At 52.3% G+C, this 15,868-nt stretch carries 13 protein-coding genes and 1 riboswitch; of the genes, 5 read left to right on the forward strand and 8 right to left on the reverse strand.

Translation table 11 applies throughout. From position 1 onward, the window contains the following. Positions 1–56: 56 nt before the first annotated feature. Complete coding sequence (gene nadC / locus NSP04_RS03765) at positions 57–923, reverse strand: carboxylating nicotinate-nucleotide diphosphorylase (RefSeq protein WP_257510996.1); 867 nt, start codon at positions 921–923, stop codon at positions 57–59. Further along, the gene (gene nadA, locus NSP04_RS03770) at positions 920–2,071 is read right to left on the reverse strand and encodes a quinolinate synthase NadA (protein ID WP_371824991.1); all 1,152 of its coding nucleotides are present in this window, start codon (positions 2,069–2,071) and stop codon (positions 920–922) included. Before nadA ends, nadC begins: the two co-directional genes overlap by 4 nt. A 206-nt stretch (positions 2,072–2,277) precedes the next feature. On the opposite strand from nadA, the gene NSP04_RS03775 reads away from it, so the two are divergent. The 3 genes from NSP04_RS03775 (at position 2,278) to NSP04_RS03785 (ending at position 4,560) form a co-directional block, all read left to right on the forward strand. Next, entirely contained in the window at positions 2,278–2,865 is a 588-nt protein-coding gene (locus NSP04_RS03775; protein ID WP_257510997.1) for a hypothetical protein, read from the forward strand. Between the two features lie 111 nt (positions 2,866–2,976). Beyond that, a complete protein-coding gene (locus NSP04_RS03780) occupies positions 2,977–3,297 on the forward strand; it encodes a hypothetical protein (protein WP_257511227.1) in 321 nt (106 codons plus the stop codon). Positions 3,298–3,351: 54 nt separating this feature from the next. After that, the gene (locus NSP04_RS03785) at positions 3,352–4,560 is read left to right on the forward strand and encodes a CsgG/HfaB family protein (protein WP_257510998.1); all 1,209 of its coding nucleotides are present in this window, start codon (positions 3,352–3,354) and stop codon (positions 4,558–4,560) included. A 94-nt stretch (positions 4,561–4,654) separates the two neighbouring features. On the opposite strand, the gene NSP04_RS03790 is transcribed toward NSP04_RS03785, so the two are convergent. Then, positions 4,655–5,956: a hemolysin family protein gene (locus NSP04_RS03790; protein ID WP_257510999.1), complete on the reverse strand. Its 1,302-nt coding sequence runs from the start codon at positions 5,954–5,956 to the stop codon at positions 4,655–4,657. Between the two features lie 264 nt (positions 5,957–6,220). Next, positions 6,221–8,137, reverse strand: a complete 1,917-nt coding sequence (gene thiC / locus NSP04_RS03795; RefSeq protein WP_257511000.1) for a phosphomethylpyrimidine synthase ThiC — start codon at positions 8,135–8,137, stop codon at positions 6,221–6,223. Between the two features lie 275 nt (positions 8,138–8,412). Between thiC and NSP04_RS03800 the strand changes: the two genes are divergently transcribed. Beyond that, positions 8,413–8,973, forward strand: a complete 561-nt coding sequence (locus NSP04_RS03800; protein ID WP_257511001.1) for a cob(I)yrinic acid a,c-diamide adenosyltransferase — start codon at positions 8,413–8,415, stop codon at positions 8,971–8,973. Positions 8,974–8,976: 3 nt separating this feature from the next. On the opposite strand, the gene NSP04_RS03805 is transcribed toward NSP04_RS03800, so the two are convergent. The 4 genes from NSP04_RS03805 to mscL form a co-directional block, all read right to left on the reverse strand. Next, the gene (locus NSP04_RS03805; RefSeq protein ID WP_257511002.1) at positions 8,977–11,037 is read right to left on the reverse strand and encodes a site-specific recombinase; all 2,061 of its coding nucleotides are present in this window, start codon (positions 11,035–11,037) and stop codon (positions 8,977–8,979) included. A gap of 44 nt (positions 11,038–11,081) precedes the next feature. Beyond that, positions 11,082–12,899 carry a glutamine--tRNA ligase/YqeY domain fusion protein gene (locus NSP04_RS03810; RefSeq protein WP_257511003.1) on the reverse strand — a complete coding sequence of 606 codons (1,818 nt, stop codon included), beginning with the start codon at positions 12,897–12,899 and terminating at the stop codon, positions 11,082–11,084. A 46-nt stretch (positions 12,900–12,945) separates the two neighbouring features. After that, positions 12,946–14,235: a D-amino acid dehydrogenase gene (locus tag NSP04_RS03815; RefSeq protein ID WP_257511004.1), complete on the reverse strand. Its 1,290-nt coding sequence runs from the start codon at positions 14,233–14,235 to the stop codon at positions 12,946–12,948. Positions 14,236–14,288: 53 nt separating this feature from the next. Then, a riboswitch (glycine riboswitch) is annotated at positions 14,289–14,404 on the reverse strand. Between the two features lie 143 nt (positions 14,405–14,547). Beyond that, entirely contained in the window at positions 14,548–14,991 is a 444-nt protein-coding gene (gene mscL / locus NSP04_RS03820) for a large conductance mechanosensitive channel protein MscL (protein ID WP_257511005.1), read from the reverse strand. Between the two features lie 142 nt (positions 14,992–15,133). Between mscL and NSP04_RS03825 the strand changes: the two genes are divergently transcribed. Continuing rightward, positions 15,134–15,859 carry a YebC/PmpR family DNA-binding transcriptional regulator gene (locus tag NSP04_RS03825; RefSeq protein ID WP_257511006.1) on the forward strand — a complete coding sequence of 242 codons (726 nt, stop codon included), beginning with the start codon at positions 15,134–15,136 and terminating at the stop codon, positions 15,857–15,859. Positions 15,860–15,868: the final 9 nt, after the last annotated feature.

The following is a 15,868-nucleotide window of genomic DNA, read 5'->3' on the forward strand; positions in this document are numbered from 1 at the left end:
ACAAGTAAACCACGCCGAGTGAGCAAAATAACGAACGCCAAATTGCCCGAAAGCGGTCAATCCAAAACCCGCAGTGAATAATCCACCGCAATCACGTCTTTCGTCAGCGAACCTATCGAAATTCGATCGACGCCAGTTTCAGCAATTGCCCGCACGGTGTGTTCATTCACCCCGCCAGATGCTTCCAGAATTGCGCGGCTCTTGTTCAATTCCACTGCCACGCGCATGGCCTCTAGGTTGAAGTTATCCAACAACACCGACTTGGCACCTGCCAGCAAAGCTTCTTCCAGCTGAACCAAACTCTCCACTTCGATTTGAACGCTGACATGCGGCGCGCCCAAGGCATCCGCATTGGCCAGCACCTGCGCAATTCCACCTGCCGCTGAAATGTGATTTTCCTTGATCAGAATTCCGTCATACAAGGCCAATCTTTGATTCAAACCGCCACCCACACGTACCGCATATTTTTGGGCCAACCGCATGCCAGGCATGGTTTTTCGAGTGTCCAGAATGGACGCCTTGGTGCCTTCAATCAACTTCACAAAATGCCGTGTGCGGCTTGCCACTGCAGAAAGCAACTGCAGGTAATTCATCGCTGAGCGTTCCGCGGTCAGCAAAGGCCGGGCAAATGCTTCTATTTCGCAAACAACGGTGCCGGGCTGCACTTCCTGCCCTTCCGGCACCTGCCAGCGCACCTGCGCATTCGGGCACAAGGTATTGAACACACCATTGAACCAATCCTGACCACACACTACCGCTTTGTCGCGGCATAGCAACTGCGCCTTGCATCGCTTGCCTTCCGGCACAAGCATTCCGGTCCAGTCAGTATTGCCCATGTCTTCAGCAATCGCGTCGTGTACATTTTTTAGCAGGGCCAACTCCAGAGCTGGCCCAAACGATTGAAACAGTTCCGAGCGCGTCATGCTGGGCCCACTCCCTTGTGCGCTTGGGCAAGACGACCTTGACCTCGCGGCCCTGAAATACCGTGCGTTTTTGCAAAATCAAGCATTCGATCAATACACCGGTAAGCTTGCGTACTTAGCGCTAAATCCACATGCACCTCACCTACTCCGGTATCGAAGCCGGTTCTCAACACATCGCGCAAATTCTTCAAACCATTCATCGCCATCCAGGGGCAATGCGCGCAGCTTTTGCAGGTCGCAGAGTTGCCGGAGGTGGGTGCTTCAATCAGTGTTTTGCCCGGTGCAAACTGGCGCATCTTGTGAAGAATCCCGTTGTCGGTTGCCACGATGTAGGTGTTGACACCCGACGTTTGAGTGGCCTTGATCAATTGTGTAGTCGACCCCACTACATCCGCCAGTGCCACCACATCGGCAGGCGATTCCGGGTGCACCAGCACCATGCTGCCAGGATGCTGGGCTTTCAGCATTTTTAGTTCTTCCGCCTTGAATTCATCATGCACCAGGCAGGAACCCTGCCACAGTAACATGTCGGCACCCGTTTGCTTTTGAATGTACTGGCCCAAATGGCGATCGGGTGCCCAAATAAGTTTTTCACCCTTGGCGTGCAGGTGCCCAACGATGTCAAGGGCAATGCTCGATGTCACCATCCAGTCTGCCCGTGCTTTCACTGCTGCGCTGGTGTTTGCGTACACCACCACGGTGCGGTCGGGGTGCTGGTCACAAAAGGCATTGAATTCATCAGACGGGCAACCCAGATCAAGCGAACATGTGGCGTCCAGATCGGGCATGAATACCCGCTTTTCAGGATTCAGGATTTTGCTGGTCTCGCCCATAAAACGAACTCCAGCAACTACCAAATTCTGTTGCTTGCTTTCCCGGCCAAAACGGGCCATCTCAAGTGAGTCGGATACACATCCCCCCGTTTCCTCCGCCAGATCTTGCAACTCGGCATCTACGTAATAGTGCGCCACCAACACCGCATCGCGTGCCTTAAGCAACGCCTTGATTTCAGCTTTCAACTCAGCACGTTCGGCGGCACCGGGGGTTTGTGGCACCCGCGCCCAAGCTTGCGAAGGCTTGCAACTGGTTGAGGGGTCTGCCTGACTGGGCAAATCAAACTCGACGGGCTTTGTTTCTATTTCGTTCACGGGGCGCTCGGCTGATTTCAGCTAAAACCACATTTTACTCCGTTGGGCCCGGAAAATCCGGCTCTTCCAGAACGAAGGCACACAATGAACTTTCCGGAGCTTCCTGTCACTCAATCAAAGCATTTCTTCAATGCGACAGCGCGCAATGCCTAAACAAGGACGATTCGCTGTCTTTTAGATCTTTTTTCCTTCTTGGAGCTTTCCTCATGTTGAAGCAATCCGTAACAACCATTTCTATCCTAGCCGCGCTGCTGTCAATGCACTCCGTTGCTTCAGCCACCTGTACAGGCACTGACTGTCAAGTTGAAGTTGAAACCAACATCGATTTTGAAGCGTCTTACCACCTGGATCCCAACCACAAGGGCATCTACATTCAGAGCAACACCGGCACCAACGCAGCCATTGTTAATCTGCAAAACGTAGTAATGCGCAACAACGGCGACATCACAGGCTCTGCCACCGCAATCGGCAACAACATTGGCATCGAACTAAGCTCGGGCGCAACTGTGCCAGTGCGTCATGTTTCTCAGGGCAACTACGGCGACCAGTTGGCTTCGGTTGAACTAATGCAAAACTACAAGTCTGTAACTGGCGAAGTAACACTTGAAGCCATTTCCATCGGCAACAACTTCAGCCTGAATCTGGACAACACCAGCCTGGCCGAGTTGTCAGTTGCACAGTGCAACGTCAGCGACAACATCGCCACTGTTGAATACCGTTGGGACCCCACGCGCCTGACAGCGTCTGCAACCGCTGTTGGCAACAACATTTCAATTGGCGGCGTTCGTCCCTAATTGAACTTTTTTGCTCTGGGTGACACACACAGCCAACATGTCTGTGAAAGGGTGCCCGGAGCAATTTCTCCTTCTGCACCATCCAGCAAAATAAATTACGGAAACAGTCGAATGAAAAAATCAAATTTGTTCATCGCCATGCTTGTTCTGCCAATGGCAGTTGCAAACGCCCAAACCTTTGAAGGCAATGTCAGTTCATTCGAAACCCCCTTCGGTATGCAAAGTGTGACCGACATCGACTCACCTGCAGGCACCCGCCGCAACGAGAACTTTAATCGCACACAAGTTCAATCTCCTGGCTGGGGCTTCGCCTCCACCGCCATTGGCAACTTGATCAATGTGCAAACTGACGGCAACAACAACACCGTCGTGATCAACGCAACACAGATCAACAACGGTTCCCAGAACGCCTCCATAGACGGTGGCTTCTAAAACAGCAATAAGCGGTAAATCACTGTATCGCTCCTGAATACACAAAGGCCCACTATGCTTCGCACTTCGACTTTTAAACTCGCCTTCATTGCAGGCACTGCCCTGTCCGCCAGCGCCTGTACCACTTTGCCGTCATTTGATGAAGCCGAGTATGTCAGTGCCTTTGACGGCGCAAGCGTGGTGGAAAACAAAACCCGATACAGCGCGGCGCTTGAGTGCTTGAAACCAATGGTGGGCAGCCGCGGTCCCCAGGCCAAGCGATTCGCAGTGGGTCGAGTTAGCGACTTCACTGGCAAAGAAGACCTGGTCAACGGCAAAAGAATTACCCAAGGCGCCGCATTGATGGTCATTTCAGCCTTGGCCAAAACTGGTGTACCAATTGTGGAACGTTTCGACACATCAATTGCCGACATGGAACTGAAGTACGCCGACAACAAACTGATTACCGACAATCCAGAAAACAAAGCGCACCGACAGATTTTCTCGGGTTCACTGCCAGGCTCGGATTACCACATCGTAGGTGGCATCACCGAAGTGAACTACAACATTCGCAGTGGAAGCCTTGAATCTTCAATTCGATTCATCGGCGCTGCTGCACGTTACTTTGTAATGAATGTGGCAATCGATCTTCGAGTTGTTAATACAAAAACACTTGAAGTGGTCAACACCCAAAGCCTGCAGAAACAAATTATCGGCACTGAATTGAACGGCGGCTACTTCCGCCTGTTCAGCGATGGCTTGCTCGACGTCAATGCGGCTGAGCGTACCCAGGAACCCATTCAAAAAGGTGTTCGCATGGTCATTGAACAAGCGGTGTTCAACATGCTGACTGAAATGAACAATGTGCCCGCACAAAACTGTGCGCGCCTCGCGACTCTGCCAGCACAGGCCGCTGAACAAACAGCAGCTGCAACAACAGCTCAAAACGCTTCCTTCAAACCCGCTGCAGCGGCGCCACTGGCGGCAACACCCGTTAAAACAAAGCCGATTGAATTGACACCACCCCCTGCTTTAAATGCTGCTCAACAACAGAGTCAGGAAAGCGTGCTGATTGACCCATACACTGGTGAAATCATTCGTCAGCCGTCCAACAACGAAACCATCAGTGAAACCACCGCTGAACGAACAGCGCCACAAAGCGCTGTCACTGAACTGAAAGGATTGTTTGGCAGCGGTGCCACGCCGGAACAGCAAGCGCCTAGCAATAACACACGTGAAATGCAGGAGAAACTACTTTGGGGCAACCGCCCACAAATTCGATAATTGCTAAGCCGATCAAAACAAAAAAGCCTCAAGTGTTCTTGAGGCTTTTTTGATGCTACAAACATTGTTCCGAAATGTTATTTCATTACCCTGATTATCCCAGCAAAGCAGTTTCATCCTTGATTGGCATGGCCAAGATCTTGTCGATTCGTTTTTGATCCATGTCCACCACTTCGAATGTCCAGCCTTCCCAGTCCACTTTGTCACCAGTCGCTGGCAATCTGCCCGTCAGCAACATCACCATACCGCTTAAGGTGTGGTAACGGCCCTTTTCCTCTTCAGGCACTGTTTTGATGTTTAAAGTGTCTTTCAATTCCAGAATGGCAATTGCGCCATCAAGCAACCATGAACCATCTTCACGCTGAACAGCCCATGAGTCTTCTTTGTTGTGCGGAGTAAACTCGCCGGTCAATGCTTCCATCAAATCATGCAGGGTCACAATACCCTCAAGTTCGCCGTACTCGTCAATTACAAAAGCGATGTCCATGTTGTTGCTTCGGAACTGGGTCAGCAATTCCATGCCAGTCAAAGTTTCCGGCACAAACACGCACTGCTGCAAATCAGTTGAAAAATCAGGCATTTTGCCTTGTGCGGCATAGGCCAAGGCTTGCTTGGCATGAATAACACCGATCAGGTTGTCCAAGTTTCCGTCTACAACCGGAAAACGTGAATATGCCGATTCGATGACACGCTTCAGGTTTTCTTCCTTCGGCAGACGAATATCAAGGTAAAGCACGTCCGAGCGAGGAATCATCAGAGACCCAAGCTGCCGGTCGTCCAGTCGGAACACATTGCGCAGCATGGTGTGCTCGCTGCTTTCAATCACGCCCGAAACGGAACCTTCGTCGAGCATGGCGTGGATTTCTTCCTCGGTCACGCCATTGTCTGTGTTTTCCTTTACGCCCATTAAGCGTAGCAAACCACGGGTGGAGAACGACAAGAACATCACAAAAGGACGCGTGGCAATGGCCAGAATTTGCATTGGCCGAGCCACCAAACGGGCAATGGCCTCAGGATTAAGTTGCCCCAAGCGTTTGGGAACCAACTCACCAATCACAATGGCCACGTAAGTCACACCAATAACCACGATGGCGGTTGAAACCACATCGGTGGTCGACGCCTCAAGGCCAAAGGTTTGCAACCAAATGGCCAAAGGCTTGGCCAAAACAGCCTCACCGACAATACCGCTTAACACGCCGATCGATGTAATACCGATTTGCACCGTCGACAAAAACTTGGTGGGATCTTCCGACAACTTCACAGCAACCGCAGCGGCTTTGTCGCCTTCTGCTGCCAACTTCACCAAACGTGCTTTTCTCGCAGTGACTAGTGCAATTTCGGACATGGCAAAAAGGCCGTTTAATACAATCAAACCAATCAGTATCAGCACTTCCATTCGAACTCTCCATGCACCATGGGCGCAACTGTACCGTCAAGCGCAAGGCTTGATTGAGCATTGTCTGGCTGGAAGGGCTTTGAAAGATGGCGCGCTAGAAACGCGATAAGGGGGGGTGCCACGAAGGGCGCGGTGAAGTTAGAACAACTTCGACAACTGGAACTATCCATAAACTTTCGGGGAAGGCCCGAACACTCCTATATAAAAAAAACACCGCCTAATCGTACAAAGACGACAGGGCGGTGTCAATTTTTCTTTTAAAAATCAGGTCTTGTGGTAAATCTCAGACCCTTTCTTGATGAACTCAATGGATTTTTCTTCCATTCCCTTGCTCAGCGCTTCCTTCTCCGATAGTCCCAGCTTCTCGGCGTATTCACGTACATCCTGGGTAATTTTCATCGAACAGAAGTGCGGGCCACACATGGAGCAAAAATGCGCCACCTTCATGCTTTGCTTGGGCAAAGTTTCGTCGTGGTATTCCCGTGCAGTGTCGGGGTCAAGACCCAGGTTGAACTGGTCGTCCCAACGGAACTCGAAACGCGCCTTTGAAAGCGCATTGTCGCGAATCTGGGCACCAGGATGGCCTTTGGCCAAATCTGCCGCGTGGGCTGCGATTTTGTAGGTAATGATGCCGTCTTTCACATCTTTCTTGTTGGGCAGACCCAGGTGTTCTTTGGGGGTGACGTAACACAGCATCGCGCAGCCATACCAACCAATTTGCGCGGCGCCAATGCCACTGGTGATGTGATCGTAGCCGGGCGCAATGTCGGTAGTCAGTGGGCCAAGGGTGTAAAACGGCGCTTCATGGCATTCCTTCAACTGAATGTCCATGTTTTCCTTGATCAGCTGCATGGGCACATGGCCTGGGCCCTCGATCATCACCTGCACATCATGCTTCCAGGCAACCTGAGTTAGCTCACCCAAAGTGCGCAGCTCGCTCAACTGTGCTTCGTCATTTGCGTCCCACACTGAACCGGGGCGCAGGCCATCGCCCAGCGAGAAGCTGACGTCGTAGGCCTTCATGATTTCGCAAATGTCTTCGAAATGCTCGTACAGGAAGCTTTCCTTGTGATGCGCAAGGCACCACTTGGCCATGATTGAGCCACCACGGCTCACAATACCGGTCATGCGGCCAGCGGTCATGGGCACATAGGCCAAGCGAACACCGGCATGGATGGTGAAGTAATCCACTCCTTGCTCGGCTTGTTCAATCAGCGTGTCGCGGAAAATCTCCCAAGTCAGGTCTTCAGCCTTGCCGTTCACCTTTTCCAGTGCCTGGTAAATCGGCACGGTACCAATGGGCACAGGGCTGTTGCGCAAAATCCATTCACGGGTTTCATGAATGTGCTTGCCGGTGGACAAATCCATCACCGTGTCGCCACCCCAGCGAATGGACCAGGTCATTTTCTCGACTTCTTCGCCAATCGACGATGAAACAGCCGAGTTGCCGATGTTGGCATTGATTTTCACCAGGAAATTTCGACCAATGATCATGGGCTCGATTTCAGGGTGATTGATGTTCAGGGGAATAATGGCGCGGCCGCGGGCAATTTCCTCACGCACGAATTCAGGCGTAATTTGCTCTGGAATGGATGCACCAAAGGATTCGCCGGGGTGCTGACGTGTCAGCAGTTCCACCATTTTCGAGCCGATTTTGCCACCTGCATGCTTCAAGCTTTCAATGTATTCCTGGCGGCGCATGTTTTCGCGAATCGCCACAAATTCCATTTCAGGCGTAATAATGCCTTGGCGGGCGTAGTGCATCTGCGTCACATTCTTGCCGGCCTTGGCCTTGCGGGGCTTGCGCTGCAGGTTAAAACGCAATTCAGTCAGCTTTGGGTCGTTCAGGCGCTCAATGCCATACTCAGAACTAGGGCCATCCAGCACTTCCGTGTCGTTTCGCTCCTCAATCCACTTGCTGCGAATTGGGGGCAAACCAGAACGAATGTCAATTTTTGCATCGGGGTCGGTGTAGATACCCGAGCAGTCGTACACATAAATTGGCGGGTTTTTCTCGCCACCAAATGAGGTGGGAGTGTCGTCTTGCGAAATTTCGCGCATGGGCACCTGAATGTCGGGGCGCGAGCCCTGCACGTACACTTTACGAGAATTGGGAAGTGGCTTGACTGCGGCCTCATCAACCTTGGCGGTTGCGGCTAAGAAGTCGGGATTGGCGCTCATTGATACTCCTGTATGGCGTAAATTCGGGTGTAAATGTTTTTGCCATATGCACGAACATTCCACCCAGCCAAGCTCGAAGTAAGGCCTGTGAAACGCTTCCTGCAAACAGCATTATCTGCACAGGTGTGAGGGTTTTTCTCACCCGGCAACAATTTGCCAGGACCCCTGCGTTAAACTTCAGTAAGCTCAAAGTATAGGCCCGCCGGCTTTGCTGCTCAACAGGTGGTAAGCACAAGCGGCCCTTTTTGTTCAACTTTATCGGATCACGCAATTTCATGGGCAATAGACTCAGTTCAATCACCACCCGCACCGGTGACGATGGCACCACTGGCCTTGCGGACGGAAGCCGTTTGGCGAAAAACGACTTGCGTGTTCACGCCATGGGCGATGTCGATGAACTGAATTCACATTTGGGCCTGATACTGACCGAGCCCCTGCCTGAACGCTTGGCCACGGAATTGACCCGCATTCAACATGATTTGTTTGATTTGGGTGCAGCCCTGTGCATGCCCGGCTTTGACGTGTTTCCACCCGAAGCAGTGGCACGCCTGGAAGAGTTGATTAAAGAATTCAATGAACCCCTGCCCCGGCTGGAAGAATTCATTTTGCCCGGTGGCAGCAAGGCCTCGGCCTACACCCACATTGCCCGCACGGTGTGCCGCAGGGCTGAGCGGGTGCTGGTGGATTTGAACCATAAAGAGGCGCTGCCCGACGACTTGCTGCTATACCTGAATCGTTTGTCTGATTTTCTGTTCGTGGCCTCGCGCTGGATTCACCACAAGAAAGGCGTGCGCGATGTACAGTGGAAGAAAGGGTTTAATCGTCCACAGGCTTAAGTTTCACCTGTTTTCAGACTTCGCGGAAGAAGCATTGACGCCATCTTTCTGTTCTGCATCTTTCGGTGGGTAAAAAAACTCGCTTGGTGCAGTAAAGAATCGTTTAATAACGCGGCCCGCCAACGAAAAGGTTTCTAGTCTGCGAACCCCACGGGCACGAAGCGCCGTGTAAAAAGCCAAGCTGAAACTGACACCCAAGTTCACCATCCCAATTAAAAAAACACCCAGGGCAGCGATAGATACAGCGACCCCACTGAGCATGAATTCATGCGCCTGTACTCCGTAAGCCATGTTCGCAGCCGCGAACGTGATGTGCCGAATATCGATTGGTAGACCCAAAATGAGACCGACAAATCCCGCTGACCCCAACATGCAACCGAAGAAGAAATTGCCCGCCAAGGCCCCTGTGTGCTTGCTGAGATAATCAGCCAGTTTATTCACGCGAACCACTCCCAAGCGCCTGCGCAGCCAGGGTACCTTGCGAATACGATCCGGGACTCGGTGATAAATCGACAAATTGTCGTAGTAGCCCGCAATAACCCCGGCCAAAAACAGGAATACCCCGGCAATCGCTGCATGTGGCAAAGCTGCTGACAACAAGGGATTAAGCTCTGTCAGCATTTTTTCGCCCTTCTCAATGTCAACGGGTGGACTGCCCAGCAAGAAGGTAATCGCAACTGCAACCACGGTAGCTGTTGCAAAAGCAGGCAACACATTACCCCATATTGAAATGAACTGAGTGCGAGCCACCTGAGTGATCAGATCTGCAACCCGATCAGCAGAGCTCAAACGCCCATTCGCCGCGTCAACAGCAGCAGCAATTCGGGCCGCAGTCATGGCAGGCTGCTTGGTAGCAATGGTAAAACCCAGCAAGTGAATGATTACAAAACCAATGCCATAATTCAAACTAAAGAACACAGCCTCCCAGAATGGTGGCAGCTCCCACCCAGAAATGTAGGCCTTAAACAAAGAAAGGATTGCAATAATCACACCTGCACCCATGGCAGCACGGGCCATTTTCCAATATTCGGAACGGGTCTCCGTGGCGTATTTTTCACCCGACTTACTGGCATGTTCGGTAATGCGCAATGCCAATTTGTCAGTCAAACCGCGCCACAAGTCGCTGATGGAATGTTTGCGGTTTTCTTCACGGGTCAATGTGCAGAAAAATTGCACGCATGAGGCTACACGATTGTTGGTGGGTAGAGCGCCGAGCAACTGAAGCAAGCGGCGCATGCGATTGATGGATTGCTCCAACCGGATCAACTGCATGCTTAACGTGACGGAGATACCCTGCACACGCGCTTGGGCATACGCCTTCTTGATTTGCCCCTGACATTGATCAAGCAAAACATCGAGATGGTCGCCCAGGTCGTTTAACGGCTCCATATTGCTTAGCTTTTGGTGGGCCTGCCCAATCATGTTTCGCAGTTCCAAGTGCTGCTCCACAAAAGGTGAAGTGTGCCGCTCGGCAATACCCAGGCAGCGCACCACCTCAGAATCAATGCCCACGGCAGCAATGCGAACTGCCAACATTTCCATGGCCTCCAGCATTTCATGCTGGATTCGCTTCCACAGCGGCATGGCGGGGTCTAGCCATTCCAGCACGTGGAAAAGTCGGGTCCAGCTTTCTACGCTGATCGATTCCAGCCACTCATGATCGTCGGATTTGGTGAACATCAGGCTTAAGGATTCACGCACAGTTTTGTCTTCAACGGTGGCCGGCAGTAGCCGTTGAAAAATCCGGTTTTTCATGGCCTGGCCAAATGTTTCATTGCCCAGAATACCCAGTTCTGCGAAGGTGTACCGGTAACGCGCCTCCCTCAAAAACTGCTCAAGGTAGCCTTTGACTTGAACCCGCAGATCATTGGATTGCTCAAGCGCCTCCACAAACATGGAAAATCGCCGTTCGATTTCAAAATCGGAACCAGAAGCCCCTTCCCGAAACCACTCCATAAAGTGGCATAGGTGAGCGATGTCTGCCTCGTGCTCCGCATCTGGGCCCATTCCGTTGAGGATGGTCAGAAGCGCGCCCCGGATGTTGTAGTTTGGGTTTGTTGCCATGTCATGAGTACCTATTTCGAGGGCAAGTGTACCCGATGAATTCCCTATTTACTCCAACTGTCCTTCAGTGTGGTGGCCCGGTTAAATACCGGAGCGTCCAATGTATTGTCTTTTAAATCAGGCACAAAGTAACCATGGCGCTCAAATTGATACACCGTGCCTGACCAGGCGTCCTTCAAACCGGATTCCAGGTAAGCCTGCACTTCAGTCAGTGAATTCGGGTTCAGGCTGTCCATGAAGTTCTTGCCACCGGAATCTGGGTGTTCTTCAGTGAACAAGCGATCGTAAAGGCGCACGGTGGCAGGCAAGGCATCCTCGGCATCCACCCAGTGAATGTTGCCTTTTACCTTGTACGTATCTGCGCCGGGCGTGCCCGATTTGCTGTCCAGAAACACATTGGCATGCACGGCGATTACCTTGCCCAGCGCATCTTTTTCGCAGCCTGTACACTCCACCACATAGCCGTAACGCAGGCGGACCCTGTTGCCTGGGAACAGGCGGAAGTATTTCTTCTCCGGATTTTCCTGAAAATCCTCGGCCTCAATCCACAGGCGCTTGCCAATGGTGAACTGCCGCACACCCCACTGGGGCTGATGCGGGTGAACGGGGGCTGTGCACATGTCGGCCCAATCGTCATCGACATTGTCCAAAATTAATGGGATCGGGTCGAGCACGGCAATGGCACGGTGCGCGACTGGGTCTAGCGTGTCGCGCAAAGCGCCTTCCAACACAGAATAGTCAATCCAGGAATCGGATTTAGACACACCAATGCGCGCACAAAACAATTGAATGGCAGCGGGCGTGTAGCCTCGGCGGCGCAAGCCCACGATGGTGGGCATGCGGGGATCGTCCCAGCCACTCACTTTTTCCTCGGTGACCAACTGCTGTAATTTGCGCTTGCTGGTGACCACATAGCTTAAATTCAAGCGGGCGAATTCAATTTGTTTGGGCAGTGGGTGGCTTAGCATCGGCTTCAGCACAGCGCCATCGGCGGTGTTGTGTTCGCTGGCCAGTTGGCTTAACAACCAGTCGTAAAAAGGTCGCTGATCTTCAAACTCCAGCGTACAGAATGAATGGGTAATGCGCTCAAGCGCATCTTCAATGGGGTGCGCAAAGGTGTACATGGGGTAGATACACCAGGTGTCGGCGGTGCGGTGGTGATAGGCGCGGCGAATTCGGTAAATGGCTGGGTCACGCATGTTCATGTTCGGGCTGGCCATGTCAATTTTGGCACGCAACACGGCTGCTCCATCGGGCAGCTCACCAGCGCGCATGGTGCGGAAGCGAGCCAAACTCTCTGCGGCTGAGCGATCCCGAAAAGGTGAATCCACACCCGCCTGTGTCAGCGTGCCGCGGTTGGCGCGCATGTCATCGGCATTTTGCTCATCCACATAGGCCAAGCCGGCCTGAATCAGGAATTCGGCGGCTTCATACATAAAATCAAAGTAATCGCTGGCGTAGTACAGGTTGTCGTCGCCAAAGTTTTCCCACTTGAAACCGAGCCAATTCACAGCATCCAGAATTGAATCTGCAAACTCCTCGCTTTCTTTCTCAGGGTTGGTGTCGTCAAAGCGCATGTGACAGGCGCCGCCGTATTCCTGGGCCAAGCCAAAGTTCACGCAAATGGCCTTGGCATGCCCCACATGCAGGTAACCATTGGGCTCAGGCGGGAACCGAAGCCGAATGGCTGCGGGATCGGCGGGAGCACCTTGATGCGCATCGGCCCCACCGGGCTTGCCACCCCATGGGCGCACTTGGTACTCGGGCTTTTTCAGGTCCGCATCAATGATGTTGCGAAGAAAATTGGAGGCTGGGGCGTTGTCAGCCCCGGCATTGGTGTTTTTGTTTGCAGAATCAGACATCAGCACATCCTGTTGGCGAATGCGCTGATGTTAGCAAAAACAAGCCTTAGGCAACGGCCAAGGCCTCGCCCTTCTTGGAAGAAATTCCAGTAAATGCGAAATCCAGTTCGGGCTGCTTGCCGTTCATGATAGAAGCGATAGAACGGCCAGAGCCACAAGAGTGGGTCCAACCCAGCGTGCCATGCCCCGTGTTCAGGAACAAGTTTGCTATTTTAGACACACCGATGTAAGGCACATTCGATGGTGAGGCAGGGCGCAAACCAGTCCAGTACACAGCTTGTTCCGGGTCAGCCATGCCTGGGAACAACTCCATTACGCGGCGAGTAATCGCCTTGCAACGCACGTCGTTCAATTCAGTGCTGTAGCCGTTCAATTCGGCAGTGCCTGCAATTCGCAGTTTGTCGCCAAGGCGGCTGAAAACCAACTTGTACTCGTCGTCGGTCAGGCTAACCTGCGGTGCTTTGCTGGCATCGTTAATTTGCAGGGTGGCCGAATAGCCTTTGGCGGGGTAAATCAGCAGGTCTACGCCCAAATCCTTTACCAGCATTGGGCTGTAGCTGCCCATACACAGCAGGTATTTGTCGGCTTTCAGCACTTGAACCTGGCCATCGGCACCGCGAACCCGCACGCCACTGATTTGCCCGCCTTCTGTGTCCAGGCCCAAAATGGCCGTTTCATACTTGAATTCCACGCCTTTGGCTGCACACAGCTTGGACAGGTTTTGGGTGAACATGTGCGCATCGCCACTTTCATCTGCATCGGTAAATGTAGCGCCAGCAATTTTGTCTTTCACGGTGGCCAATGCGGGTTCCAGGCGAACAGCTTCTTCAGCGCTGATCACTTTGCGATCACAGCCAAATTCGCGCATGATTTCAGCTGGTTCCAGTGCGTCATCGAATTCTTGCTGGCTAGTATAAAAGTGCAAAATGCCCTTGGTCAGGCAGCTGTATTCAATACCAGTTTCAGCGCGCAATTCTTGCAAGGTGCTGCGGCTGAACGTACCCAAATTCACCATCTGAATAATGTTGTGGCGGGTTTTTTCGGGGGTGCATTCACGTAGAAACTGCATGCCCCAGCGCCACTGACGGGCATCTGCTCGCAAACGGAACAGCAAAGGCGCGTCTTCTTTCATCAAATATTTCAACACTTTTTTGGGTGCACCTGGGTTGGCCCAGGGCTCTGCATGTGAAACGGAAATTTGACCGCCGTTTGCGAACGATGTTTCCATGCCGGCGGCAGGCTGACGGTCGACCACAGTGACGTCAAAACCTTCTTTTTTCAAAAACCATGCGGAAGTGATACCAGTAACACCGGCACCTAAAACGATTGCTTTCATGAGGATTGGCTCCAAGAACATTAAAAGGGCTTTTGGCAACACTTGTTGCCAGCTAGCCCCTCTCTGTCCATTTGCCTGAAAGATTCACAACGGTTTGCGTTGCTTGCCTCTTCGGCGGCTGTACTTACGCAGCGATTGGCCGCGCACAGCGCTCTCCAGATTTGAATTCCTGAACCTGTACTGAAGCCTGAGCGTTCATGGGGATTGCGCCTTCGGCGAACCAGCGCAAATGCGCGCTAGTCACTCTCCAGATTCAGCTTGCAATTGTACTACTGCGGATCCGGAGAAGCCAACCTAATTCAGGACTTGTTTTTACTTGTTATTTAAGGCGTCACGAATTTCACGCAACAAAAGAACATCCTCTGGCGTGGGCGGCGGGGCGGCAGGCGTAGCAGCTTCCTCACGAACCAGCGCTGCGGTCAATTTACTAACTTGGCGCACCATCATGAAAATAATGAAAGCCAAAATGAAAAAGTTGATCAATACGGAGATGAAACTGCCGTACGCAAGCACAGGCACGCCGGCCGCCTTAACAGCAGCCAAAGTGGGCTCAATGCCAGCAGGAAGATCTGCCAGGGGCAAATACAGGTTAGAGAAGTCGAGACTCCCAAAAATACGGCCCACGATTGGCATAATCACATCGTCAACCAGGCTTTTCACAATGCCGCTGAATGCGCCACCGATTATCACTGCCACCGCCAAGTCAACCACATTGCCTTTTACTGCGAACGCCTTGAAGTCTTTGAGCAAACTCACGTTGCCTCCTGAAAAATTGTATACAAATGTAAAAGTCCAATACCCGCGCAGATTATCGCTGTGGAATCCTTTCAGGGCAATACGGCGGGTGCAGGGTAATGATAAAATCGCACCTCTTTGATTCAACAACAGAAAGTGAGCCATGGCAGGACACAGTAAATGGGCCAACATTCAACACCGCAAAAACCGCCAGGATGAAAAACGCGGCAAGGTGTGGACCAAAATCATTCGTGAGGTGACCGTGGCAGCCCGCGTGGGCGGGGGCGATGTGGCTGTTAACCCGCGCTTGCGCCTGGCCATTGAAAAAGCGGCTGATGCCAACATGCCCAAGGACAATGTGCAGCGCGCCATTGCCAAGGCGACTGGCGAAGCCGAGGGCGTGAACTATGAGGAAATTCGCTATGAAGGCTATGGCGTGGGCGGTGCGGCAGTGATTATCGACTGCATGACCGACAACAAAGTGCGCACAGTGGCCGAAGTTCGCCACGCGCTGACCAAACACGGCGGCAATTTGGGCACCGATGGATCGGTTTCGTTCATGTTCAAGCACTGTGGTCAGTTTATTTTTGCACCCGGCCACAGTGAAGACGCCATCATGGAACTAGCACTCGAAAACGGTGGTGATGATGTTGTTACATCCGAAGACGGCGTGATCGAAGTCACCTGCCCCGTGCCAGAATTCCACACCTTGAAAACCGCATTTGAAGCAGCCAACATGAAGTTTGAGAATGCTGAATTGACCATGAAGCCTGCCAGTGAAACTGAACTGGAAGGCGATGATGCAGTTCGAATGCAAAAGATTATTGACATGCTGGAAGACCTGGATGATGTGCAACAGGTTTACACCAACGTGATCATCAACGAATAAAACGGAGCA

Source organism: Limnobacter parvus (assembly GCF_024623725.1).
Classification (GTDB): domain Bacteria; phylum Pseudomonadota; class Gammaproteobacteria; order Burkholderiales; family Burkholderiaceae_B; genus Limnobacter; species Limnobacter parvus.

Excerpts from the sequence above, each read along its gene's own strand:
- NSP04_RS03775 (WP_257510997.1), top strand. The coding sequence starts at position 2,278 with ATGTTGAAGCAATCCGTAACAACCATTTCTATCCTAGCCGCGCTGCTG.
- nadC (WP_257510996.1), bottom strand. The coding sequence starts at position 923 with ATGACGCGCTCGGAACTGTTTCAATCGTTTGGGCCAGCTCTGGAGTTG.
- NSP04_RS03825 (WP_257511006.1), top strand. The coding sequence starts at position 15,134 with ATGGCAGGACACAGTAAATGGGCCAACATTCAACACCGCAAAAACCGC.
- NSP04_RS03810 (WP_257511003.1), bottom strand. The coding sequence starts at position 12,899 with ATGTCTGATTCTGCAAACAAAAACACCAATGCCGGGGCTGACAACGCC.
- NSP04_RS03790 (WP_257510999.1), bottom strand. The coding sequence starts at position 5,956 with ATGGAAGTGCTGATACTGATTGGTTTGATTGTATTAAACGGCCTTTTT.
- thiC (WP_257511000.1), bottom strand. The coding sequence starts at position 8,137 with ATGAGCGCCAATCCCGACTTCTTAGCCGCAACCGCCAAGGTTGATGAG.
- NSP04_RS03805 (WP_257511002.1), bottom strand. The coding sequence starts at position 11,037 with ATGGCAACAAACCCAAACTACAACATCCGGGGCGCGCTTCTGACCATC.
- NSP04_RS03780 (WP_257511227.1), top strand. The coding sequence starts at position 2,977 with ATGAAAAAATCAAATTTGTTCATCGCCATGCTTGTTCTGCCAATGGCA.
- NSP04_RS03815 (WP_257511004.1), bottom strand. The coding sequence starts at position 14,235 with ATGAAAGCAATCGTTTTAGGTGCCGGTGTTACTGGTATCACTTCCGCA.
- NSP04_RS03800 (WP_257511001.1), top strand. The coding sequence starts at position 8,413 with ATGGGCAATAGACTCAGTTCAATCACCACCCGCACCGGTGACGATGGC.
- NSP04_RS03785 (WP_257510998.1), top strand. The coding sequence starts at position 3,352 with ATGCTTCGCACTTCGACTTTTAAACTCGCCTTCATTGCAGGCACTGCC.